19 protein-coding genes are annotated in these 24,530 nt (G+C 56.8%); 13 read left to right on the top strand and 6 right to left on the bottom strand.

What is annotated here, in order from left to right; translation table 11 throughout:
• Positions 1-20 precede the first annotated feature (20 nt).
• Positions 21-1,256 (bottom strand): enterobactin transporter EntS, encoded by a 1,236-nt coding sequence (gene entS, locus HVY19_RS06135; RefSeq protein ID WP_181683471.1) that lies wholly within the window; start codon positions 1,254-1,256, stop codon positions 21-23.
• Positions 1,257-1,368: 112 nt separating this feature from the next.
• On the opposite strand from entS, the gene fepD reads away from it, so the two are divergent.
• Genes fepD through fepC form a run of 3 tightly spaced genes read left to right on the top strand, consistent with a single transcriptional unit; the run spans position 1,369 to position 4,159 of the window.
• Positions 1,369-2,373 carry a Fe(3+)-siderophore ABC transporter permease gene (fepD, locus tag HVY19_RS06130; protein WP_181683470.1) on the top strand — a complete coding sequence of 335 codons (1,005 nt, stop codon included), beginning with the start codon at positions 1,369-1,371 and terminating at the stop codon, positions 2,371-2,373.
• Positions 2,370-3,362 carry an iron-enterobactin ABC transporter permease gene (gene fepG, locus HVY19_RS06125; RefSeq protein WP_181683469.1) on the top strand — a complete coding sequence of 331 codons (993 nt, stop codon included), beginning with the start codon at positions 2,370-2,372 and terminating at the stop codon, positions 3,360-3,362. Before fepD ends, fepG begins: the two co-directional genes overlap by 4 nt.
• Entirely contained in the window at positions 3,359-4,159 is an 801-nt protein-coding gene (gene fepC / locus HVY19_RS06120; protein WP_181683468.1) for an iron-enterobactin ABC transporter ATP-binding protein, read from the top strand. Before fepG ends, fepC begins: the two co-directional genes overlap by 4 nt.
• 38 nt (positions 4,160-4,197) lie before the next feature.
• Here the strand turns inward: fepC and wzz(fepE) are convergent, their stop codons facing one another.
• The 4 genes from wzz(fepE) to fes form a co-directional block, all read right to left on the bottom strand.
• On the bottom strand, positions 4,198-5,334 hold the full coding sequence (wzz(fepE), locus tag HVY19_RS06115; protein ID WP_181683467.1) for an LPS O-antigen length regulator Wzz(fepE): 1,137 nt from the start codon (positions 5,332-5,334) through the stop codon (positions 4,198-4,200).
• A gap of 213 nt (positions 5,335-5,547) precedes the next feature.
• Positions 5,548-9,435, bottom strand: coding sequence for an enterobactin non-ribosomal peptide synthetase EntF (entF, locus tag HVY19_RS06110; protein WP_181683466.1), 3,888 nt, complete (start codon positions 9,433-9,435; stop codon positions 5,548-5,550).
• The gene (locus HVY19_RS06105) at positions 9,432-9,650 is read right to left on the bottom strand and encodes an MbtH family NRPS accessory protein (protein ID WP_181683465.1); all 219 of its coding nucleotides are present in this window, start codon (positions 9,648-9,650) and stop codon (positions 9,432-9,434) included. Before HVY19_RS06105 ends, entF begins: the two co-directional genes overlap by 4 nt.
• A 31-nt stretch (positions 9,651-9,681) precedes the next feature.
• The gene (gene fes / locus HVY19_RS06100; protein WP_181683464.1) at positions 9,682-10,881 is read right to left on the bottom strand and encodes an enterochelin esterase; all 1,200 of its coding nucleotides are present in this window, start codon (positions 10,879-10,881) and stop codon (positions 9,682-9,684) included.
• Positions 10,882-11,123: 242 nt separating this feature from the next.
• Here fes and fepA point away from each other — a divergent pair, with 242 nt between their 5' ends.
• From fepA to HVY19_RS06070, 6 genes are all read left to right on the top strand, one after another.
• Complete coding sequence (gene fepA, locus HVY19_RS06095; RefSeq protein ID WP_181683463.1) at positions 11,124-13,376, top strand: siderophore enterobactin receptor FepA; 2,253 nt, start codon at positions 11,124-11,126, stop codon at positions 13,374-13,376.
• A gap of 47 nt (positions 13,377-13,423) precedes the next feature.
• The gene (entD, locus tag HVY19_RS06090) at positions 13,424-14,086 is read left to right on the top strand and encodes an enterobactin synthase subunit EntD (protein WP_181683462.1); all 663 of its coding nucleotides are present in this window, start codon (positions 13,424-13,426) and stop codon (positions 14,084-14,086) included.
• A gap of 117 nt (positions 14,087-14,203) precedes the next feature.
• Positions 14,204-15,145 carry a D-ribose ABC transporter substrate-binding protein gene (locus tag HVY19_RS06085; protein WP_181683461.1) on the top strand — a complete coding sequence of 314 codons (942 nt, stop codon included), beginning with the start codon at positions 14,204-14,206 and terminating at the stop codon, positions 15,143-15,145.
• A gap of 11 nt (positions 15,146-15,156) precedes the next feature.
• Positions 15,157-15,765, top strand: coding sequence for a DUF2291 family protein (locus HVY19_RS06080; RefSeq protein WP_181683460.1), 609 nt, complete (start codon positions 15,157-15,159; stop codon positions 15,763-15,765).
• Positions 15,765-17,291, top strand: coding sequence for a sugar ABC transporter ATP-binding protein (locus HVY19_RS06075; RefSeq protein ID WP_181683459.1), 1,527 nt, complete (start codon positions 15,765-15,767; stop codon positions 17,289-17,291). The genes HVY19_RS06080 and HVY19_RS06075 overlap by 1 nt, the downstream gene beginning before the upstream one ends.
• A 1-nt stretch (position 17,292) precedes the next feature.
• Entirely contained in the window at positions 17,293-18,381 is a 1,089-nt protein-coding gene (locus tag HVY19_RS06070; RefSeq protein ID WP_181683458.1) for an ABC transporter permease, read from the top strand.
• A gap of 64 nt (positions 18,382-18,445) precedes the next feature.
• Here the strand turns inward: HVY19_RS06070 and HVY19_RS06065 are convergent, their stop codons facing one another.
• A complete protein-coding gene (locus HVY19_RS06065) occupies positions 18,446-19,405 on the bottom strand; it encodes a sugar-binding transcriptional regulator (RefSeq protein WP_181683457.1) in 960 nt (319 codons plus the stop codon).
• A gap of 312 nt (positions 19,406-19,717) precedes the next feature.
• Between HVY19_RS06065 and HVY19_RS06060 the strand changes: the two genes are divergently transcribed.
• Genes HVY19_RS06060 through HVY19_RS06045 form a run of 4 tightly spaced genes read left to right on the top strand, consistent with a single transcriptional unit; the run spans position 19,718 to position 24,486 of the window.
• On the top strand, positions 19,718-20,548 hold the full coding sequence (locus tag HVY19_RS06060) for a transketolase (protein ID WP_181683456.1): 831 nt from the start codon (positions 19,718-19,720) through the stop codon (positions 20,546-20,548).
• Entirely contained in the window at positions 20,541-21,488 is a 948-nt protein-coding gene (locus tag HVY19_RS06055; RefSeq protein ID WP_181683455.1) for a transketolase C-terminal domain-containing protein, read from the top strand. Before HVY19_RS06060 ends, HVY19_RS06055 begins: the two co-directional genes overlap by 8 nt.
• 36 nt (positions 21,489-21,524) lie before the next feature.
• On the top strand, positions 21,525-22,943 hold the full coding sequence (locus HVY19_RS06050; RefSeq protein WP_181683454.1) for an L-fucose/L-arabinose isomerase family protein: 1,419 nt from the start codon (positions 21,525-21,527) through the stop codon (positions 22,941-22,943).
• A gap of 31 nt (positions 22,944-22,974) precedes the next feature.
• Positions 22,975-24,486 (top strand): FGGY-family carbohydrate kinase, encoded by a 1,512-nt coding sequence (locus tag HVY19_RS06045; RefSeq protein ID WP_181683453.1) that lies wholly within the window; start codon positions 22,975-22,977, stop codon positions 24,484-24,486.
• The last annotated feature ends 44 nt before the right edge of the window (positions 24,487-24,530 follow it).

Below are 24,530 nucleotides of genomic sequence, written 5' to 3'. Positions count from 1 at the left end.
GCCTGATAAGCGCAGCGCCATCAGGCACTCACGGGCTGCTGACGAAAACGACGCAGCTCGCTCAACAGCAGCATGAGCAACAAACCAACCAGCACCAACCCAAATCCGCTGACGCTCGCCGAAGCGACCGGGGTCAACATCGACCCCATTCCACCTAACAGCGCCGCACCGATGGCGTCGCCCGTCACGTTCTGTGCGGTCCACAACCCATTTATACGCCCTAACATGTTTTCCGGAGTCTGGGTTTGCAACATCGTGTACTGCAATAAAGAACTGATCGCACTGAGCCAGCCAAACAGCGCCAGACAGACCACGCCCAACGCCCAGACGGGCATCAGGGCAAACAGGCCAATCGCAAAAAACGATCCCACCGTGGAGGCCAGCATAATCAGTCCCGGTCGCACACTCTGCGCCAGTTGCCCACTGGTGAGCGCACCGATCGCCGCCCCGAGCGGGATCGCAGCGTACAGCAGGCCAATCTGCGCTGCCGACATCTGCCAGTGCATCGCCAGCGCCGGATAGAGCACGCGTACCGCACTTGCCATCGTCATCAATCCACCGAGCAGCGCAATCCCGCCGATAAGCGGACTGGCAAGCAAAAAGCGAAACGCTGTCAGCAGGGACTTCAGCGGATGTTCACGCGGCGACGGGGGCGGCGGGAGCGGCGGAAGGCTCAGCAGCGGGAGTAATGTAATAAACGTTCCTGCCGCCGCCAGCCCGTAGTTCCAGACCACGCCGCCGCTGGCAAGCAGCAGCCCGCCCAGCATTGGTGAAAGCACGGAGCCAAGGCGCACGGTCAGCATGGTAATGGCACCGGCCTGCATCAGGTTTTCACGCCCGACCAGCGTCGGCGTGGCCGCAAGCAGTGCCGTCACGCCCAGTGAGGCAAAAAATCCGTCCCAAAGCCCCAACAGATAAATGGCGATCAGTGACGGCTCCGGCAGCATTGCGTTCAGACACAGACCAATAAAACCAATACCGCAGGTGCCGCGAGCCAGAAGGATCACTTTTTTACGCTCATAGCGGTCGGCCAGTACGCCGCCCACCATCAGTCCGACGAACATCGCGCTGCCGGTCAGCGTGACCGAAAGACCGACCTGCCAGGTTGAGTGCGTCATCATCTGGATCTGTACCGGAACCGCCACGCCGAGTAGTCCGAGCGAAACAATGGAGATAAAACGAGCAAGAAACACCGCGCGAAACGCCGGGTGGGTTTTAAGCAAACTGAGATTGAGCAGCCAGGATTGTCGATTCATTACAAAGCCTTAATACGCTTTTTATTTCATTATCCATTCGATGGCTGCACATGCTAACATAACCAAATAAGATCGATAACGATAATTACTATCATTATCAGGGATGTTTATTATGTCATGCTCTGTTTCCGTGACGCGCGCCTTTGCCGTGCCCGGATTACTGTTATTACTGGTTCTCGCCACGGCATTAAGTCTCATCATCGGGGCAAAGCCCCTACCGACCTCCGTTGTTCTGCAAGCGCTCAGCGGTAGCTGTCAAAGCGCGGATTGCACCATCGTGCTGGATGCGCGGCTGCCGCGTACTCTTGCCGGGTTGCTGGCAGGCGGCGCACTGGGACTTGCCGGCGCGTTAATGCAGACTCTTACCCGCAACCCTCTGGCTGACCCCGGACTGCTCGGTGTGAACGCCGGCGCCAGTTTTGCCATTGTGCTGGGCGCGGCGCTGTTTGGTTTCTCAACGCCCCAGGAGCAACTGGTGATGGCCTTCGCGGGCGCACTGGTCGCCTCATTGATTGTCGCCTTTACCGGCAGCCAGGGAGGAGGACAGCTTAGCCCGGTGCGCCTGACGCTGGCGGGAGTGGCCCTCGCTGCCGTCCTTGAAGGGCTGACCAGCGGCATCGCCCTACTCAACCCGGATGTGTATGATCAACTGCGCTTCTGGCAGGCCGGTTCGCTGGACATCCGCAGCCTGCACACCCTTAAAGTGGTTATCGTGCCGGTGCTGATTGCCGGAACAACGGCACTGCTGCTCAGCCGTGCGCTAAACAGCCTGAGTCTGGGCAGCGATACCGCGACGGCGCTTGGCAGCAAGGTCGCACGTACCCAACTCATCGGCCTGCTGACCATTACCGTCCTGTGCGGTAGCGCCACGGCAATCGTCGGACCGATCGCCTTTATCGGCCTGATGATGCCACATATGTCGCGCTGGATGGTGGGAGCCGATCACCGCTGGTCGCTGCCCGTCACGCTGCTCGCCACCCCTGCACTGTTGCTGTTTGCCGATATTATTGGCCGTCTTATTGTCCCCGGTGAACTTCGCGTATCGGTGGTCAGCGCCTTTATTGGCGCGCCGGTGTTGATCTTTCTGGTACGTCGCCGTCAGCGAGGTGCCGCATGATGCACGTTTCCCGTCGCCTGCTGAGCTGTTGTCTGCTACTGGTACTCGGCTGTGTGTTCGTGGGTATCTGGAGCCTGCGCAGCGGCGCTGTGTCACTCGACACCGCGCAAATCATTGCCGCCCTGTTGGGCGATGCGCCACGTGGCATAGCAATGGTGGTGACCGAGTGGCGTCTACCGCGCGTACTGATGGCCCTGCTGATTGGCGCAGCGTTGGGCGTTAGCGGCGCCATTTTTCAGTCGATAATGCGTAACCCGCTCGGCAGTCCGGACGTGATGGGATTCAATACCGGAGCCTGGAGCGGCGTGCTGGTGGCAATGGTACTGTTTGGTCAGAACCTGACAGCCATCACGCTGGCGGCAATGCTCGGCGGTATTGTGACCTCTGTTGTGGTCTGGCTGCTGGCCTGGCGCAACGGCATCGAAACCTTCCGCCTGATTATTATCGGTATCGGCGTGCGCGCCATGCTGGTGGCTTTTAACACCTGGCTGCTGCTGCAAGCCTCACTGGAGACGGCAGTCACCGCAGGGTTATGGAACGCCGGATCGCTTAACGGGCTGACATGGGCCAGGACCTGGCCTGCCGCGCCGGTGATTCTCCTGATGCTTCTCTGTGCGGGATTGCTTGTCCGCCGATTACGGCTGCTGGAGATGGGCGATGACAGCGCCTGTGCGCTGGGCGTCAGCGTTGAGCGTTCGCGATTAACCCTGATGCTGGTAGCCGTTGTGTTAACCGCCGCGGGCACCGCGCTGGCTGGCCCCATCTCATTTATTGCATTGGTGGCCCCACACATTGCCCGTCGTCTGAGCGGCACCGCCCGTTGGGGACTGACTCAAGCCGCGCTCTGCGGCGCGCTTTTGCTGTTGGCGGCCGATCTCTGCGCGCAGCAGCTATTCATGCCTTATCAGCTTCCGGTGGGTGTGGTGACCGTAAGCCTTGGCGGTATTTATCTTATCGTCTTGTTAATTCAGGAGTCCCGCAAAAAATGACCGAATCAGTAGCCCGTTTGCGCGGCGACCAGCTGACGCTGGGATATGGAAAATTCACCGTTGCAGAAAACCTTACCGTGTCGATTCCGGACGGTCATTTCACGGCGATTATCGGGCCAAACGGCTGCGGGAAATCGACACTGTTGCGCACCCTGAGCCGCCTGATGACGCCTGCCGGCGGTCACGTCTGGCTGGATGGTGAACCTATTCAGCGCTACCCCAGCAAAGAGGTGGCCAGACGCATCGGTCTGCTCGCGCAAAATGCCACCACGCCGGGTGATATCACCGTGCAGGAACTGGTGGCACGCGGTCGCTATCCGCATCAGCCGCTGTTTACCCGCTGGCGTAAAGAAGATGAGGACGCCGTCGCCTGTGCGATGCGCGCCACCGGAATAACAGCACTGGCAGCGCAGAGCGTGGATACGCTTTCCGGTGGCCAGCGTCAGCGCGCATGGATCGCCATGGTGTTGGCGCAGGAAACATCGATTATGCTGCTGGATGAACCGACCACCTGGCTGGATATCAGCCATCAGATTGACCTTCTGGAACTGTTGAGCGAACTCAATCGCGAGAAAGGCTACACCCTTGCGGCGGTGCTGCATGACCTCAACCAGGCCTGCCGGTATGCCACGCATTTGATCGCGCTGCGGGAAGGAAAAATTGTCGCAGAAGGCGCGCCAAAAGAGATTGTCACGCCGGCGTTGATTGAGAAAATATACGGACTGCGCTGTACGATTATCGCCGATCCGGTTGCAGGTACGCCGCTGGTTGTTCCGCTGGGTCGCCAGGGGGCATAACGTGATCAGGCCCGGACAGCGGGCCTGAGGAGAGAGCGCTACAGTGAGGAGGCGGGAAGCGTTTGTTGTGTGGCTTTTTGACGAGAAGCCATCGCATGGCGTAGCAGTACGCCCCCGCAGGCTAATATGCCGCCTAACAGCCCCGCCAGAACAAGAATCAGCGCTTTCCCCGGCCCCTCTTTTTGTACAGGCAGCGAAGGCTGCAACTGATAGCGGAAAGGCCGGAACGCCAGTTCCTCTATTTTTAACGCCTCAAGTTGCTTAACCCGAAACTGATGATCGCGCAGTTCAGCATTCATCTGCGCCGGGTCGGTTACCGATTTTTCAATCTGCAGTTTTTTGGCAATACCATCCGCGCCGAGCGAAATAGCGTAATCCGGATCGTCTTTGACCGCCAGCCCATGACTGTAAACCGGTTTTTTAATCCCAGCCGCGTTCGCTATTTCCAGCGCATAATTAAGGCGATTAATATTCGCTTCGCGCTGGTTTTTTATTTTTATCTCTTCCTGAATAAGCTTCTCTTGTTCAAACCGCGTTTTCACGTCAAGCTTCAGACGGACATCGTCCAATGTATCGTTCACCACTAAATCAGAAATATACTGAATATATCCAGCCAGTATGCTTTGCGCTTCGTGGGCTTCCGGTGCGGTAAAACTTAATGTCCAGGACGCAAATAACGGTTCACCGACTTTCTTTTTCTCATCATTATTGACGGCTTTCATTCTTTCACTGACCGCGACAATCGCCTGATGCAAATCGCCCGGCTCGCTCTCGGCCCCGTTCAGTGCGTTCATAATGTCCGGCGAGCTTTGCAGATATGACTCCAGCAAGGTCAGCGAGTTGAATTTTTTGATGAAAAGAGAAAAAACTTCTTCCTGCTTCAGTTCTATATCAACGTCCAGCGCGCGCAACTGCGCGAGTTCGTTCTCCAGCGTCCGCCACTGGATTGACTCTGCAGGCGTGATGACCGCATTGCTGGTCCAGCGCTCTGGAAGCAGGAAAGAAATAAGCAATGCGACGATAACGAAGAGAAAAACCGTGCTGAGGATCCGCGTTTTAGCCCGCCATAAGACGTCCAGCAAATCAAGAAGGTCAATTTCATGAAAGGGAGAAGAAGCCTGATGATAGGCCGTAAACTCAGATTCTTTATGCTGATTAAGCTTAAGTGAAGGCATGCTGTGAATCCTGCCGCAAGTACAATTATGAACATTCTTTCCGAGTCTAGCAAAATATAAGAATAACCCGAGAAAATATTGTTTTATGCGCCTCGCATTCAGAATTTGTTCCGCTTTAGCGGATATATTTTTACCATTACTATAATTAAATAAAATAAAAAACCCACAATAATAGATATTTATTATGGGTTTTTCCGGAGAATAAAAATGTGCTTATACTGAATTAAGCCGCTGCGCAATCACCGGGCCTATTTTTTCAAACGCCGCCGGCGAAATAATTTCCACATGCGCACAGTCCAGTCGATAAATATCCAGATTTTTAATCCACGGCGACCAACTGTGCTCTGGAGTTACCCCTTCCGGCAGGGTGCGCTCGGCAACAAACAGCGTGGCGCGCCCGTCAAACGGAACGCTGTGCGCGGTGGTAAGCAGACGAACGGCGTCAGCGTAATTGCCCTCTATCATGCTAAATAATTCGCCTGACGCATTCCCCTGCTGCGCGGCAAGAAACACTTCGCGCTCACGGTCGATTTCCGCCAGCACTTGCGGATCCAGGCCATTGGCCTCTTTCTGCGACCAGTTTTGCGTTTCCGGCGGCCAGGTATCCAGCAGGCCGAGGAAATCGACCGTTTCACCTCGCGCCCGTAGTCGCGCCGCAATCCCCTGCGCCAGCGTTCCGCCAAGGGAATAACCCAGCAGGTAATACGGGCCATGCGGTTGTTGTGCGCGGAGCGTTGCTAAATGTTGCTCACAGACCGCATCCAGGTCGGCGGCCGTTTGCATCGGGCCATCCGGGCGCGGCGACTGGATACCGACAATCGACCACTGTGGGCTGAGATAACGCGACAGTACGCTAAACTGCCAGGCAAACCCTGACGCCGGATGAAAGCAGAACAGCGTCGGCCCGTTGCTTTTTCGCAGCGCCAGTAGCGTTTCAAACCCCAGACGCTGCGCCTGAGTCCGATCATCCGCATCCAGCAGCGCCGCCAATTCTGACACTGTGGATGCCACCATGACCTGCCCCGGCGTGACCTGGCGGTCACAGATCCGGCTCAGTTGCGCTGCCAGCTTCATTGCCAGCAGTGAATGACCGCCGAGGGCAAAGAAATCGGCCTCAACGTCGTTAACTTCACAGCCGAGAAGCGCACTGAACGCGGTGGCAACCGTGGTTTCGCTGCCTGGCAACGGCGCCCGTCCTTTTGTACGCGGCGCCAGCGTCGGCATCGGTAACGCTTTACGATCCAGTTTGCCGTTAGCGCTAAGCGGCAGTTGCGAAAGTTGCAGTAATACGACCGGTACCATGTGCGCCGGCAGTTTATCGCGTAGCTGCGCCTGAAGCGTGGGAATATCAAGGGGCAGGCCTGACTGCGACACCAGATAGCCCACCAGTTGACGGGCATCGCCCCCCGTCGCTGCCGCCTGATTAAAGACGCAGGCATGAGCCACCGCCTGTTCGACATCCGGCAGCGCCTGCATGACGCGTTCAATTTCACCCAGTTCGATGCGTTGACCGCGAATTTTAAGCTGGTCGTCGCTACGGCCTAAATATTCAACTGCGCCATTTTCCAGCCAGCGTGCCACGTCCCCGGTGCGATACATCCGCTCACCGGGGGCAAAGGGATCGGCAATAAAGCGGCTCGCTGTCAGATCCGGTCGCCCCAAATACCCCTGCGCGAGCTGAATACCGGTGAGATAAAGATCCCCCGCTACGCCCAAGGGCACCGGATGCATCATGGCGTCCAGAATACGCAACCCGGTATTCCAGACCGGAAAACCAATCGGTACGCTGCTGCCGCTCACATTTGCCAGTTCATCACCCCAGGCCGGATACCAGCTTACGTCCACCGCCGCCTCCGTGGGACCATACAGGTTGTGCAGTGGCACATGGGTCAACTGGTCCCATTCGCGGCATAAGTCAGCAGGTAATGCTTCGCCGCTGCAGAACACCTGCTGTAACGTGGCGCAGCTATCCCGCGCGCTTTCCGTCGTCAGCGAAGCAACAAATGCTGCCAGCATCGATGGGACAAAGTGGGTCGTTGTCACTCCGTATTGGGCGAAGAAGCGCTGCATGGCGAGCGGATCGCGGTGCGCCTCAGGTTCCGCCATGACCAGCTTTGCCCCGGCAATAAATGGCCAGAAAAATTCCCATACCGAGACGTCAAAGCTACATGGCGTTTTTTGCGCCACAACGTCGTTTGCCGTCAGTGGGTACTGGTGTTGCATCCACAGCAGACGGTTGACGATGGCCGTTTGTCCCACCATTACTCCTTTTGGCCTGCCCGTCGACCCGGAGGTAAAAATAATATAGGCCGTATGGTGCGGCTGAGATAACGCCAGTGGCGTGCCCTCTTCAGCGTTCAGCGGGGCGTTGTAGCACAGGCTTTCCAGCCCCGGCATCGCGCCAAAGCGTGGAAGTTGCTCTTCGGTGGTGATCAGCAACGTCGGCTGCGCATCTTCCAGCATCATCCGTAGCCGATCGTCCGGATAACCCGTATCCAGCGGCAGCCATGCCGCGCCGGCCTCAACGATGCCATGCAGCGCCAGCGTAAGAAAGACAGAGCGCGGCAAGGCGACGGCAACGCTGTCGCCAGGCTTTACGCCGTGTTCGCACAGTAATCGCGCCAGCGCCACCACCTGCTCGCGCATTTCGCGATAGCTGAACTGATAGCGGGCATCCGCCAGCGCAGGCGCATCCGGCGTCCTACTGGCCTGCTCTGCCACCAGCGCGCTCAGCGTTGTTTCAGGGATTGCTACCGTCGTTGCGCCTATGCTCTCCAGCAGTTGAGATTCCGCAGGCAGCATCATGTCGGCATTGCCACAGCACAGGTTGGGCTGCGCGGCAAACTGCGCGATCAGCGCCATTAACCGTTCGGCATGACGGCTCAGCGTCGCTTCATCGTAGCGTTGGCGATTGGCGAGGAGCTCAATGCTCAGCCCACCCTCGTCATCCGGGAACAGCGCCAGCTCCAGGTCGTTGACCGGTCCGGTTGCCAGCGTATGGGTATGCGCCTGTATGCCGGGAATAGCAATTTGATAATCAAAAACTTTAACGTTCAGGACTGGACCAAACAGTGGCTCCTCGCCCGCCGCGCGTCCGCTGTCACGCTGGATCTGTTCCGCGTCGTAGCGCTGGTGACGTCGCATAGTCTTCAGTTGTCCTGACAACCGTTTCGCCAGTTCCCCCAGCGTTTCTGCGGCCTCAATACGCACCCCCAGCGGTAACACGTTGAGCACCGGCCCGCTGGCAGTTAACGCAGCCGAGCCCATGCGACGCATAAAAATGAAGCCTGCGGCATATTCCCTTCGACTGCACAAGCGCCCCAGCCAGAGCGCTACCAGCGCCAGCGCCAGATCGGTCCGCTGCACCTCAGGCATCTGCGCCGCCAGCCGACGGAATTCCCCTACAGGCGCATTGAGCTTCAGGCGCAGAATTTCTGACGTTGCCGCCCGTCCCGGCAGCGGTGCGGGCGAAATCGACGCAGGAGGCGGTAACTCTCGCCGCTGCTGAGCCCAGAACGCGCCGTCTCGCTGCCAGGCTTCGCTCTGACGATACTGCTGATACTCTTCCACTACCTCCGAAAACGGCGTAAAGGGAGAAGCGGGCGTGGATTCTTTGCGCTGCCATGCACAATAAATCGCGGCAATTTGGCGGGTAATAGCGGGAAAACTGAAGCCATCCACCAGCAAATGATGGTAACGCTGATACCAGTACCACTGCCTGTCGTCGACCTGAATCAACTGATGAAACGCCAGAGGTTTACCGCCATCAACGCGCAGGTTTTGCTGTAGATCGGCCTGCATCAACGCCAGCGCAGCTTCATGCGGGTTTGTGGCGCTGCGCAGATCGACCCTTTCCGGTTCGGCAAAGGTCAGCGATTCATCGACCCACTGCCAGACCTCGCCATTATCTTCGGTAAAACGCAACCGTAAGGTGTCCGCCTGCTGCATTCCGGCCACGGCGGCGCGCGCCAGCAGAGGGGCATCCAGCTCGCCAGTTAGCGCAACATAGTGGGCTACGCTCCAGGCGGAAGGTAACGAGGAGAGTTTTTCTGCCATCCAGATACCAGGCTGAGCGGCGACAAGCGGTAGACGTTGGCTCATTGCGCCTCCTGATCAAGAGTAAAATGCGCTGGTGTTAATGTCGTCCAGCGGTGCTCCAGCCATTGCTGGCAGACCTCCTGCGGCTGGGGTCCAAAAACCACCAGCCATCCCTTGGGTAACGCACATTGCTGTGGCCAGAGGCTAAAATGACGCTGCAAATTTTGCAGAATAAAGAACTGTCCCTGCGGATCGTCGAAGGGATTACTGAATTCCATACTCAACTCCTGTCGTGGAAAATCGCTGGTCTTACAGCGGCTTCCAGAGATCAATTAATCCCTGCATCAGTCCGCCACGCCAGCAAAGCGCATCGTGCCCACCGTCAACCTGACGCCATTGCACTAAAGGCTGTATCGCCTGTAGTTGCGTATAAAGCGCCTGATTTGCGCGCAGAATAAGCGGCTCTCTGACCCCGGCCTCCAGAACAATGCGCAGTCCCTGCGCTGACACGCGACCTGCTTTAAGTTGTTCAATGATGTGACCTTCCTGCTGACCGCCGCGATGGGGCCACCAGTAAGAGCCGGACTGACTGAGCACACACCCAAAACGCGCTGGCCAGTGAAGTCCGGCAAACAGTGATGACAAGCCACCGAAGCTTTGCCCCGCGACAATCGTGCGTTCCGGGCGATCGCTAAACGGCGCGACGGTATGAACCTGCGGCAACAGCTCCTGCTGCACCGCCAGCCAGAAATCGGTATTGCAGGGAAGTTCGCGACTACGGTGAACGGTATCGATCGCATCAATCAGCAGATAGACCGCCCCAGGAAGCTCGCCGCGTTGCGTCAGTGAGGTCAGCGCGGGCCAGACCGGCATGCTCTGGGCCCAGAATTGACCGTCAAGAAGAATCGCCAGCGGCCGCTCACCGGGTTCCACCTCACCGGTGCTAAAGATCCACACCCGGCGCGTGTTGCCCAGTCGTGCGCTCTCCCATTGCAGTAATCGCGGCGTTGACACCGGCATTTGCGGTCGATCCCAGCCCGGCTGAGCAGGGGCTTCCGGCATTTCCAACGCAGACACCGCATGCCCTCGCCCGCCCATCCAGCTCAGCGGATTAAGCGGGTCGGCAATCGCCTGAGGTAACAGCTGTCGCCAGCCTTCGCGCAGCACCGTGCGATCGAACGCCTGGTCGTTATGACGATCGGTAAACACGTCAACGCGTGTAGACGGAATAAAACAGTAGCTGCCGCGCCAGTTTGCGCTCAGACGCGTCTGCCACTGCCAGACGTCTGTTCCGGCAATACGTTGCATCGACTGAGGCAGGGCATTTTGATGATGGTCAGTCACGCCGGTGATATTCACCCAAACGCGTTGAATTGAGGATTCATCTTCCTTCCCCTGCGGATCGCGCCACCAGAACGTGACCCGGTATTTTCCGTCTGCTTCACGGTGCCATTCAGGCCCGTTTTTCGACCGCCACCAGGCGTCACTGCCTGTCGTTAAACCCGTCACCGTCTTAACCCCATGTTTATTGTGCAATTTCTATTAATTCGCGAAATATATTGATAATATTATTGATAACTATTTGCATTTGCAATAGCGTAGTGTCGCGCTGTGGGAAGCGCGAACACGTTTTAACCAACCGCGCGACGTACTCGTCTGGAATGAAGGGTTTACGTCGCAGCGGACAACATCGGGCCAGATGCTGATGACAGGCATCGGGTACACGTGGCTAAAGAAAAGCAGGACTTCCAATGAACAACAAGATTCATACACTGGCCTTATTGGTCAACTTAGGGATTTACGGGGTAGCGCTGCCCGCAATGGCAGAAGAAACGGCCGATAGCACTGCCGCACCTCTTGAAGATACCATCGTGGTTACCGCCGCTCAGCAGAACCTGCAAGCGCCAGGCGTGTCGACCATTACTGCAGATGAAATTCGTAAAAATCCGCCCGCGCGCGACGTGGCTGAAATCATCCGCACCATGCCCGGCGTTAACCTGACCGGTAACGCCACCAGCGGTCAGCGCGGCAACAACCGCCAGATCGACATTCGCGGTATGGGGCCAGAAAATACCCTGATCCTGATCGACGGCAAGCCGGTCACCAGCCGTAATTCGGTGCGTCAGGGTTGGCGTGGCGAACGTGATACGCGCGGTGATACCGCGTGGGTGCCACCCGAAATGATCGAACGCATCGAAGTGCTGCGCGGTCCTGCCGCAGCCCGTTACGGTAACGGCGCCGCCGGTGGCGTGGTCAACATCATCACCAAAAAAGGCAGCGGCGAATGGCACGGCTCGTGGGATACCTATTTCAACGCGCCGGAGCATAAAGAGGAAGGTGCCACCAAACGCACCAACTTTAGCCTGAACGGCCCGCTGGGAGGCGACTTCAGCTTCCGCCTGTACGGCAATCTCGATAAAACGCAGGCTGACGCCTGGGACATCAACAAAGGCCATCAATCTGCCCGTGCCGGAACTTACGCCAGCACGCTGCCGGCAGGCCGTGAAGGGGTCATCAACAAAGATATCAACGGGACAGTTCGTTGGGACTTTGCCCCGCTCCAGTCTCTGGAACTGGAAGCCGGCTACAGCCGTCAGGGCAACCTGTATGCCGGTGATACGCAAAACACCAACTCCGACGCGTATACCCGCTCGAAATACGGCGATGAAACCAACCGCATGTATCGACAGAATTATGCGTTAACCTGGAACGGCGGCTGGGATAACGGCATCACCACCAGTAACTGGGTGCAGTATGAACATACGCGTAACTCGCGTATGCCGGAAGGGTTAGCCGGCGGTACGGAAGGTAAATTCAATGAAAAAGCCAGTCAGGATTTCGTCGATACCGATCTGAACGACGTCATGCTGCACAGCGAAATTAATTTACCCCTCGATGTGCTGGTTAATCAGAACCTGACGCTGGGAACCGAATGGAATCAACAGCGTATGAAGGACATGAGTTCCAATGGGCAGGCGCTCACAGGAAACAACACCGGCGGCGCAATACCTGGCGTAAGTTCAACCGATCGCAGCCCGTATTCGAAAGCGGAGATTTTCTCTCTGTTTGCGGAGAACAATATGGAGCTGACCGACAGCACCATGCTGACGCCGGGCCTGCGTTTCGATCACCACAGCATCGTGGGGGATAACTGGAGTCCGTCGCTTAATCTGTCACAAGGACTTGGCGATGATTTCACGCTGAAAATGGGCATTGCCCGCGCGTACAAAGCGCCGAGCCTCTATCAAACCAACCCGAACTACATCCTCTACAGCAAAGGGCAAGGTTGCTACGCCAGCGCCGGTGGCTGTTATTTGCAGGGTAATGACGACCTGAAAGCCGAAACCAGCATCAATAAAGAAATTGGACTGGAATTTAAACGCGACGGCTGGCTGGCCGGTGTCACCTGGTTCCGCAACGATTATCGCGACAAAATTGAAGCGGGCTACGTAGCGGTCGGTCAAAACGGCAGGGGTACCGACCTGTATCAGTGGGATAACGTGCCTAAAGCGGTGGTGGAAGGTCTGGAAGGAACGTTAAACGTCCCGGTGAGCGAGACGGTTAACTGGACCAATAACATCACGTATATGCTGAAAAGCGAGAACAAAACCACCGGCGATCGCCTGTCGATTATCCCGGAATATACGCTGAACTCGACGCTGAGCTGGCAGGCGCGTGAAGACCTCGCGCTGCAATCGACCTTCACCTGGTACGGTAAACAGCAGCCGAAGAAATACAACTATAAGGGACAGCCTGCAGTCGGTCCGGAAACGACCGAAGTCAGCCCTTATAGCATTGTCGGCCTGAGCGCGACCTGGGACGTAACGAAAAACGTCAGCCTGACGGGCGGCGTGGATAACGTCTTCGACAAGCGTCTGTGGCGCGCCGGTAATGCGCAGACCACCGGCGACCTTGCCGGGGCGAACTACATTGCCGGGGCCGGAGCGTACACCTATAACGAACCGGGTCGTACCTGGTATATGAGCGTAAACACTCACTTCTGATGCCTGACGCCCCTCTCTCGTCTGAGGAAGGGGCTTAACAAGTAACGATGAAGACCACCCATAGCGCCTTTCCGATTGCTGATTGCACCCTGCACCGGATCGAATTTGACCCCGCCAGCTTTCACGAGCAGGATTTGCTGTGGCTCCCCCATTCTGCGCAACTGGCCAGCGCCGGGCGCAAGCGCAAAGCCGAACACTTGGCCGGACGGATTGCCGCCGTACATGCGCTGAGGGACTACGGCAGTAAAGCCGTACCGGGCATTGGCGCGCAGCGTCAACCGCTCTGGCCTGAAGGGCTGTCTGGCAGCATCAGCCACTGCGCAACCACTGCGCTGGCGGTCGTCTCGCGACGGCCGGTGGGCATCGACATAGAAACCCTTTTTACCCCGCAGACGGCGGCAGAACTCCAGTACTCCCTCATTGACAGCGAAGAAGAGCGGCTTTTACGCTTAAGTCCTCTCCCCTTTCCTCTCGCCCTGACGCTGGCGTTCTCTGCCAAAGAGAGCCTCTATAAGGCCTTTTTCGGGCAGACGCATCCGTTGATCGGGTTCGACAGCGCCAGAATCATCGCCTTAAGCCAGACGCAGTTAACGTTGCAAATTCTGTCTTCATTTGCGCCAAACATCGGCAATAAAACCGTCAACGTGCTGTGGCTTGCACGTCAAAACGCGGTGATTACGGTGTGCCACGATTTCCCGTCAGGATCGTGATCCTTTTCTCCTTTTAAAAAATTAGACGTTCAAAACATAGACAGTTCTATTATCTCCATTTATCGTTACCTTGAATAATAAATCATATTTGAATATATATTCAATGTGGAGAAAACGATGAACACGACCTTTGTAAAATCTGTCTTACTGGCTTCGATCCTTTCGGCATCTGGTGCGCTGTATGCTGCCGACAATGGACTCATCGCCATTATCACCCCTTCTCATGACAACCCGTTCTTCAAAGCGGAAGCCGATGGCGCTGCGGCAAAAGCAAAAGAACTGGGCTATACCACGCTGGTGGCGTCTCATGATGATGACGTGAATAAACAAAACCAGCTCATTGAAACGGCCATCGCCCGTAAAGCCAAAGCCATCATCCTTGATAACGCGGGCGCAGATGCCACCGTCGGCCCGCTGGAGAAAGCGAAAGCCGCAGGCGTTCCGGCGTTCCTGATTGACCGCGAGATCAACAAAACCGGCGTTGCCGTGGCGCAAATCGTCTCCAATAACTACCAGGGCGCGCAGCTCGGGGCAGAAAAATTCGCCAAACTACTGGACGGGAAAGGCAAGTATGTCGAACTTCTGGGGCGTCAGTCCGATACCAACGCCTCGGTACGCTCTCAGGGCTATCACGACGTGCTGGACGATTATCCTGACATGAAGATGGTTGCCCAGCAGACCGCCAACTGGAGTCAGACGGAAGCTTTCACCCGTATGGAAGCCATCCTGCAAACTAACCCCGATATCGTCGGTGTGATTTCCGGCAACGACACGATGGCGCTGGGTGCGGAAGCCGCGCTGAAGGCCGCCGGGAAAAACAATGTCATCGTGGTCGGCTTTGATGGCAGCGACTACACCCGCGACTCCATCATTAACAAAGGCAATATCAAGGCCACTGTACTCCAGCCTGGCTGGCAGCAGGCTCAAATGGCTGTCGAGCAGGCCGATTATTTCCTGAAAAACGGCAAAGCGCAGAAAGATGAGAAACAGCTTATGGACTGCGTGCTGATCGACGAAGCCAACGCCAGCAAGCTGAACATGTTTAATCTCAGCAACTAAGCGGAGGCATTATGTGGTTAACACAATGGGGTGCCGCGCTAACAGGCTGCGCCGCCCTGTTGCTGACGGCCTGCACGGTTGTCGATCTGGACGAAAATGGTAAGCCGGTGATCCCCGCCGATCCTAATGCCAAAGCCAGTTTCGACAACCTGACGCCACAGCAGATCGCGCAACAAACCTGGCAGCCTCGCGTCGTCGACACCGCGAATCAGCATGCCCTCGACGCAACCGCCCTGACAACCCGTCTGGCAACCCACTCAGGCGCGCCTGAAAGCGTGTTTGTTCGTCTGACCAGCCGCATCGAAAAAGTCGATGTCTCCAACACCAGGGAGAGATCGCTGGTCATGAACGTCAACGGAAAACCGCTGGAGATCCAGTTGGGACCGGTGATGCGTGGTAACGCCATTCGCGACGCCGCAGGCTTTAAGTTTGAGGACTTCACCAATCAGGTGCAGTTTGCCCAACTTTCCCGCGCCTACAATCGGGAAGCGGTGAAAACCCTGCCGCCCGTGGATGAAAGCTGGGCTGGCAAAACCGCCACGGTGTTGATGGCGGTCACCCTCAACGGTGGCAAGGCGGAAAACGCCGCAGCACTGACGCTACAACAGGAGGCTCAGTAATGAACGAGGTCCCGGCTGAAGATGTGATCCTCGAAACGAAAGGGATTTCGATGCTCTTTCCTGGAACGGTGGCGCTTGATGCAGTGGATTACCGCGTCTGGCGCGGCAAAGTTAACGTCATCATTGGCGAAAACGGCGCGGGCAAATCGACGCTGATGAAAATCCTCGCTGGCGTTCAGCAGCCGAGCCTCGGTGAAATGTGGCTCAACGGTCAGCAGGTGCGTTTCGCGAATACCCGAGATGCCGCCGCACACGGCATCGGGATGGTGCATCAGGAACTGAATCTGTTCGAAAACCTCAACGTGGCAGAGAATATTTTTCTTGGCCGGGAGCTGCAAAAGGGCGTTACGCCGATCAATGAAACCGAGCAGGAAAAACGCGCCGCTGAACTGTTGCAGCGCCTCGATCAGCCGATCTCGCCGCGCGAACTGGTCGGCAACCTGAAGGTCGGGCAGCAGCAGCTTATCGAGATCGCCAAAGCGCTGGCGGAGGATGCCGATATCCTGATTCTGGACGAGCCCACCTCTGCGTTGAGTAAAACGGAAGTCGAAATTCTATTCCGTGTGATCCGCGAACTGACTCGCCAGGGGGTGTCGATCATCTACATTTCGCACCGTCTGGAAGAACTGATGGCCATTGGTGACGTCATCACCATTCTGCGCGACGGCAAATTCCAGGCCGAAGCGAAGGTCTGCGACATTGACGTGCCGTGGATTGTCCGGGAAATGTTGGGTAGCGATCCGGTCAGCAATTTTCTCGAACCGGGGCGTACCTTTGGCGCGCCGGTGCTGGAAGCGGAGCATATTACCTGCGTCAACGCCGCGGGCAATGCGGTCGTCAACGACGTCAGCTTTCGCGTACACGCCGGGGAGATTGTCGGCATTTATGGCCTGATGGGCGCGGGGCGCACCGAGCTGTTTGAATGCCTGCTCGGTACCGAGCGCAATTACCTCGGCAAACTGTGGCTGGACAGCAAGCCAGTTCCGCAGCGCTTAGCCACCGCCGAGCGTATTCGCATGGGAATGAGTCTGGTCCCTGAAGACCGCAAGCGCACCGGTATTTTCCCCATTTCGTCTGTCGCCACCAACCTGACGATTGCCAGCCTCTGGCGACGACTCCAGCGCGGCTTCGCCATCTCCCATCGCGATGAAGAGGCGGTGGTCGCCAGCACCATCGGCGACTTATCGATTAAGGTCTCGTCGCCCGACGTTGAAATTCAGGCACTCAGCGGCGGGAATCAACAAAAGGTGGTGATTGGCCGCTCGCTGCTCACCAATCCGAAAATCCTGTTTCTGGATGAACCAACGCGCGGCATCGACGTGGGGGCAAAAGCCGATGTGTTTCGCATGATGGTGGAGCTTTCGCGCCAGGGCATCGCCGTTGTCTTTTCCACCTCAGATTTAAAAGAAATTATGGCGATATCTGACCGCATTCTGGTGATGTCCGGCGGCAAAATGACCGCCGATATCGTTCGCGATCGGGCCGAGGAATCGGCGCTGGTAACCGCAAGTGCTCAGGGGTTCTGACATGAAAACCATTCAATCCGTCGCCATTGCCCCCCGTTCAGGGGCATCATTCTCGCGGGAAAATATTCTGCTGCTGATCCTGAAACTGCGTACTTTTATCGCGCTGTTTCTTATCGTCGGCTTTTTCGCTTTTACCGTGCCGGGCTTTCTCTCCGGCGGCAGCATGGTCATTATGATCAAGCATATCGCCATTAACGCATTCCTGGCGCTGGGGATCACCTTTGTCATTATTACGGCAGGAATCGACCTGTCGATTGGCGCAACGCTGGGGCTGTGCGGGATGATAGCGGGTTGGCTTATCACCAAAGGCATTGTGCTGCCAATGTTTGGCATCGCAATTTTCCCCAGCGTCTGGGTTATCGTGCCGCTGGTGCTGCTGGTCGGCGGGCTGATTGGCGCGGCAAACGGCTGGATTATTACCCGCTATAACGTCGCGCCGTTTATTTGCACCCTCGGCACAATGTACGTTCTGCGCGGGGCAGCGATGTTGACCTCCGACGGACAAACCTTTCCGGGGCTGTCGGGCAACCCGCAGTTAGGCAATACCGGCTTTGACGAGATAGGTGCGGGGACGCTGTTTGGCATTCCATGGGCCATCTGGATGATGATTGTGCTGGCGCTGATCATCGCCTACGTTGCCCGCCGCCTGCCGTTTGGCCGCCATGTTTACGCCATTGGCGATAACGAACGCGCCGCCGAACTCTCTGGCGTGAAGGTCAAGCAGGTCAAGATTTGGGTCTATACCCTCTCCGGCCTGTGCGCCGCCATTGCCGGAATCGTGGTGTCGGCGCAGCTTTCCGCCAGCCATCCGGCAAACGGCACCGCCTTTGAAATGAACGCCATCGCGGCGGTCGTTCTCGGCGGCACCTCGCTGGCGGGCGGGCGCGGCACCATCCTCGGCACATTGATCGGTGCCTTTGTTATCGGCTTTCTCGCCGACGGTCTCGTAATGATGGGCGTCAGCGAATTCTGGCAAATGGTGATTAAAGGGATCGTGATTATCGTTGCGGTCATCATTGACCAGATGCAAAACCGAATGCAGCAAAAAGCCGCCGTGGTCGCGCAGAAGGCGGCGATGGAAGCGACTTAACGTTCAAGCGGTCTCTGTCTGTAGGCCGGGTAAGGCGAAGCCGCCACCCGGCATATTCAGCAGATCAGGCCAGGTGACCCTTCACCAGGCTCCGTGCGGTTGGGTAATCGGTAATCAGTACGTCGATATAGTTGCCCTGCAACGCGCCGCGAATAGCGTTGCGTTTGTCCTTTCCCCCAGCCAGCGCAATGACGTGTTTGCAGTCACGAATTTGCGCCAGCTCCATACCGATCACCGGATCTTCTTCAGGCGTGAGGACCGGCTTACCGGCGGCGTCGTAATAGTGCAAACAAATGTCTCCTACCGCGCCACGCTCAGCCAACAGGGTAAGCATCTCTTCGTTGTAGTAGTTGCCGGAGTTTTTCAGTAGCTGTGATGGCTCCAGCTCGCCGATGCCGACAATCGCCACGTCCACTTCGGCAAATTTATCGACCACCGCCGCGACGTCCGGGCTGTTGACCAGCCGCGAACGCTCCTCGACGGAGTGCTCGATACTCTGAGAAGGCAGCAGCCATGCCGGGCAGCCAAGATGCGCCGCCAGTTGCTGGGTAAGGATGGTGGCCTGAACGTTGCCGTTTGGCCCGACGCCGCCCAGCAGTTGAATCACCCCTGCCGCGCGTATATTCTGCGGATGCATTTCATCCACCATGCAGCGAATGGTGCTGCTCCAGGAGGAGATCCCTACAAGGTCTTCGGGACGGATTCGGGTTTCAACGTAGTGCGCCGCTGCGCTGCCGATGGCGTGTTTGATCTGCGCGCTCGTCGGGTCATCGCCAACGTCCACCACGATCGCCTGTCGAATGCCGTACTGCTCCTCCAGCGCCTTCTCAAGAGAGACGAAAATATTGGTCGGCTGCACGACGGTAATTTTGACCAGCCCTTCTTTCTGACAGCGCGTCAGCGCACGGGAGACAAAAGACTGCGACAGGTGCAGCAGCGTGGCAATTTCTGACTGTTTTTTATTTTCGGCGTAATAGAGCGTGGCTATCTTTACCAGCAACCGTTGTTCATCCTGCTTCGACATGGTAATCCCCCTGTAAACTCCTGTTATTTTTATTCATACCTGCATAGATAACAAGCCATCTCCTCAATCAGTCGCCAGAGGCAAGTGTGATCCTTTTCTCCTTTCTCCAAAATTTGCCCATACCGGGCATGGACAAACCGGAAAACAAAGCATATCTTTAATCGTGAATAATAAATCAGTAGTGAATATATATTCCTATCGATAACAACACAGCTTAGAAAGGCGTTACTCTCTCGCTTTAGCCAGTGGTCAGGTTATTACATCCTGCTGGAATATTTATTCACATGAGATTAAACATTCAAGAGGTGTTATATGAATCCGTTTTTGCTCTCTGTCGAAGAGCTTGAAAAGAAAGCGCGAGCGGTACGCCGCCGTATTATTGTGTTGAATGCAGAGAGTCCGGCGGGCGGTCACACAGGCGCGGACCTCTCTCAGGTTGAGCTGTTAACCGCACTCTACTTCCGCATTCTTAACTGTTCTGTGGCGCTGCAAGAGAGCGATGAGCGCGATATTTACATTCAGTCAAAAGGCCATGCGGTGGGCGGATATTACTGCGTGCTGGCCGAAGCCGGGTTTATTCCGGTTGACTGGCTGGCAAGTTATCAGCATGCCGACTCTCACCTGCCGGGTCATCCGGTTAAGCATAAGACGCCCGGCATCGAACTCAATACCGGCGCGCTGGGCCACGGACTGCCGGTTGCCGTGGGCATCGCGCTGGCCGCGAAACGCAGCAACAGCAAGCGTCGCGTGTTTGTGATTACCGGCGACGGCGAACTGGCGGAAGGCAGTAACTGGGAAGCCGCGCTGGTTGCCGCTCACTACCAGTTAGACAACCTGGTCATCATTAATGACAAGAATAATCTCCAGCTTGCAGGTTCTACGAAAGAGATCCTGAATACCGATCCACTCGATGAAAAATGGCGCGCCTTCGGCATGCAGGTGACGGAATGCCGCGGCAACGACATGGCGGATGTGGTGAGTACGCTGGAAAGCTTAACGCCGCAGGGTAAGCCCCATGTGGTGATTGCCCATACGACTAAAGGTGCAGGTATTTCCTTTATTCAGGGACGGCCTGAGTGGCATCACCGGGTGCCAAAAGGTGAGGAAGTGGAACTGGCGCTGGAGGAACTGAAAGATGAATAAAAGTGAACACCTCGCAACGGTGATGGTTAATGCCTTTATAGATGCGGTCGATCGCGGAATGGATCTGGTACCCGTGGTGGCAGACTCCACCTCAACGGCAAAAATCGCGCCGTTTATCGCAAAGTTCCCCGGACGGCTGGTGAACGTTGGCATCGCAGAACAAACGCTGGTGGGCACCGCCGCCGGTCTGGCGCTGGGCGGAAAGATCGCCGCCACCTGTAATGCCGCCCCGTTTTTGATTTCTCGCGCCAACGAGCAGATTAAAGTCGACATTTGTTACAACAATACCAATGTCAAGCTGTTCGGCCTCAACGCGGGCGCCAGCTACGGCCCCCTCGCCAGCACTCACCATAGCATTGATGATATTGCGATACTGCGCGGCTTTGGCAATATCGAAATCTACGCGCCATCCTGTCCGGTGGAGTGCCGTCAGATTATCGATTACGCCCTTTCTCACGTTGGGCCGGTTTATATCCGTCTCGACGGCAAGGCGCTGCCCGAACTGCATGATGAGCAGTACCGGTTCGCGCCGGGTGAAATTGACGTTTTGCGTGAAGGAAAAGATATCGCGCTGGTGGCGATGGGCTCAACGGTGCATGAAATTGTCGACGCTGCCGCACAGCTGGCACAAGCCGGTATTGAAGCCAGCGTAATCAGTGTACCGTCTATTCGTCCCTGCAATACTGCACAACTGCTGGCAGCAATCGCTCCGTGTAAGGCGGTGGTCAGCGTGGAAGAACACAACATTAATGGCGGGGTGGGAAGCCTGGTGGCGGAAGTGCTGGCGGAAGCGGCAAGCGCAATTCCGCTGCGCCGTCTGGGCATTGCCGACGGTCAATATGCGATTGCGGCAGATCGCGCCGCGACCCGCGCACGTCACGAAATTGACGTCGCAGGCATCGTGAAAAACGCCACCGTATTACTGAGTGCAGCAAGATAAAACAATAACAAATTAGAACACTTACTGGAGAAAGCTATGTCCCGTATTCCTCAACAGCTGACCATGGCGGTGATCATCGGTAACCGCGGATTCTTCCCAAGCTATCTGGTCGCGGAAGCCCGCGAGCAGGCCACCGCGCTGTTCACCCGTCTTGGTATTAACACCATCATGCTCGACGACACACAAACCGAACTCGGCGGTGTGGAAACCCGGCAGGATGCGAAAATATGTGCCGAACTGTTCCGCGCCCACCGCGATGAGATCCACGGCGTGGTGGTGCTGTTGCCAAACTTCGGTGATGAAAAAGCCATCGCCGAAACGTTGCGCCTGTCGGGGCTGAACGTTCCGGTGCTGGTTCAGGCGCAGGAAGATAACCTTGATAAAATGGGGCTGGCAACCCGCCGCGATAGCTTTTGCGGGAAGATTTCGCTCTGCAATAACCTCCGTCAGTACGGTATTCCTTTTACCCTCACGACCCAGCACGTTTGCGATCTCGCCGGAGAGGTTTTTGAACGCGACCTTAAACGTTTTGAACAGACCTGTCGCGTCGTCAGCAGCATGCGCGGCGTACGGGTCGGTGCGATTGGCGCACGTCCCGCCGGGTTTAATACCGTTCGCTACAGCGAAAAACTGCTGGAAAGACTGGGGATCGCCGTTGAAACGTTGGATCTCTCCGAAGTGTTCACCCGGATTAAACAACTGCGCGATGACGATATTCGCGTCGATGAAAAGCGCCGCCTGCTGATCGACAACGCCGACGCCAGCGCCATTCCCGCCGACAAACTGGTGACAATGGCAAAACTGTTCGTCGTCATTAGCGAATGGGTGATCGCCAACGATATCGATACCACCGCCATCCAGTGCTGGACGTCGCTGCAGGAAAATCTCGGGATTAACGTGTGCTCCATTATGAGCGTCATGTCCGGCCAACTGATGCCCAGCGCCTGTGAAGTGGACGTGATGGGAGCACTCTCCATGTACGCGCTTGCGAGCAGCAACCTGAGCCCGGCATCGATTGCCGACTGGAACAATAACTTTGGCGACGATCGCGACAAATGCGTGCTGTTTCACTGCGGTAACTTTGCCTCTGCCAGCCTGGATAGCCCGAAAATGGGCACCGCGGATATCATCGGCACCACCGTGGGTAAAGAGAACACCTGCGGCGCGGTACATGGTCGCCTGAAGAGTGGCGTGCTGACCTATTTCCGCCTGAGTACCGACGATCTGACCGGCGAAATTAAGGCCTACGTTGGCGAAGGCCAGTCGGTTGACGATCCGCTGGATACCGTAGGCTGCCGCGCGGTCATTCAGGTTCCTCATCTGGAAAATTTGCTGACCTGGATCTGCCGCAATGGCTTTGAGCATCATGTGGCGATGAACCACTCCGCCAGCGCAGAAATTCTCCACGAAGCCTTCACCCGTTACCTCGGCGTGGACACTTGGTTCCATCGCTAAATCCGGGAACAACAAGAGGCTGGAGAAGAGTATGGCCGCAGAAAAAGAGATCATCATTGCGCTCGACGAAGGAACGACCAACGCCAAAGCGGTCGCCCTCGACAGCGAGGGCAAAGTGGTAGCGAAGTTTTCCCGACCGCTGACGATTCAGACCCCGCGTGAGGGTTGGGTGGAACAATCCGGCGAGGCGCTGATTGCCGCGTCGCTGGACGTACTGGCGCAGGCCGTCAAGGCCGTTGGCGCTCATCGCGTCGCGGCGCTGGCCGTCAGTAATCAGCGCGAAACGGCCATCGGCTGGTATCGCTCCAGCGGACGTCCGTTAGGACCGGCCATTACGTGGCAGTGTTCGCGGACCGCTGACTTCTGTCGGACGCTGCGGGAACAGGGTCGCGAAGCGCAAATCAAGGCGATAACCGGGTTGCCCGTCGCCCCACTCTTTTCTGCCTCTAAAATGCGCTGGCTATTAGAGAACGTCCCTAACGGAACCCAGCTCGCAGAAAAGGGGGAAATTTGTCTGGGAACGATCGATAGCTGGCTGCTGTGGAACCTGAGCGGGGGTACTGCTTTTCGCTGTGACGTCTCCAACGCCTCCCGCACGCAATTGCTCAATCTTGCCAGCGGTCAATGGGATGCCGATATGCTGACGCTCTTCGGTATTCCCCCGCGCGCCCTGCCAGAAATTTGCCCCTCCAGCAGCCCTTTCGGCGTAACGAAAGGGCTGGAGAAAATTCCTGACGGCATTCCCATTCTGGCGATGATTGGCGACTCGCATGCAGCGCTGTTTGCGCATGGACTGGGTGCGAAAGGTTGCGTTAAAGCGACCTACGGCACGGGCTCATCCGTTATGGCTCCCGTGATGTCGGCACAATGCGATGTCAACGCGCTGGCAACGACGGTCGCCTGGCATGATGGTGAAACACAGATATACGGGCTGGAGGGAAATATTCCGCACACCGGTGATGCTGTTGCCTGGATGGTGGATAGTACCGGGCTTAGCGAGATGCCTGAAGCGCAACTGGCGCACGAGCTTAACACACTGCCCGCCACCGTAGGCTCTACGCTTGGCGTCTATTTCGTTCCGGCGCTCACCGGGCTTGGCGCCCCCTGGTGGGATGAAAACGCCCGTGGGTTGATTCAGGGCTTAAGCCGCGGCGTGAAGCGGGCGCATCTGGTACGCGCAGCGCTGGAGTCCATCGCCTATCAAATTGCCGACGTCGTTCAGGCGATGCATCAGCACAGTGATTTTCGCCTGACGGCATTAATGGTGGACGGCGGACCGACAAAAAATGACTGGCTGATGCAGTACCAGGCCGACCTGCTGGGTTGCCCGGTCATGCGCAGCGACGTCCCTGAACTTTCCGCTATTGGCGCAGCGCTTCTGGCGAGAAAAGCCTGGCTGAAGGTGGAAACAGACCAGCTTCGCCGCTACCTGCCGGAACATATCTCCTTTCAGCCCAACCCCGAACGCCATGGCCGCTTGCAAAAACGCTGGCATGAATGGCAGCAGGCTGTCGAACGCACGCGCTGGCAGAGGCTGGCGTGAATAAAATCGCCCGCAGCCATTACTGACTGAGGGCGATGTGATAA

This window comes from Citrobacter sp. RHB25-C09, from assembly GCF_013836145.1.
Classification (GTDB): Bacteria; Pseudomonadota; Gammaproteobacteria; order Enterobacterales; family Enterobacteriaceae; genus Citrobacter_A.
This window is presented reverse-complemented; position numbering and strand designations above follow the sequence as displayed.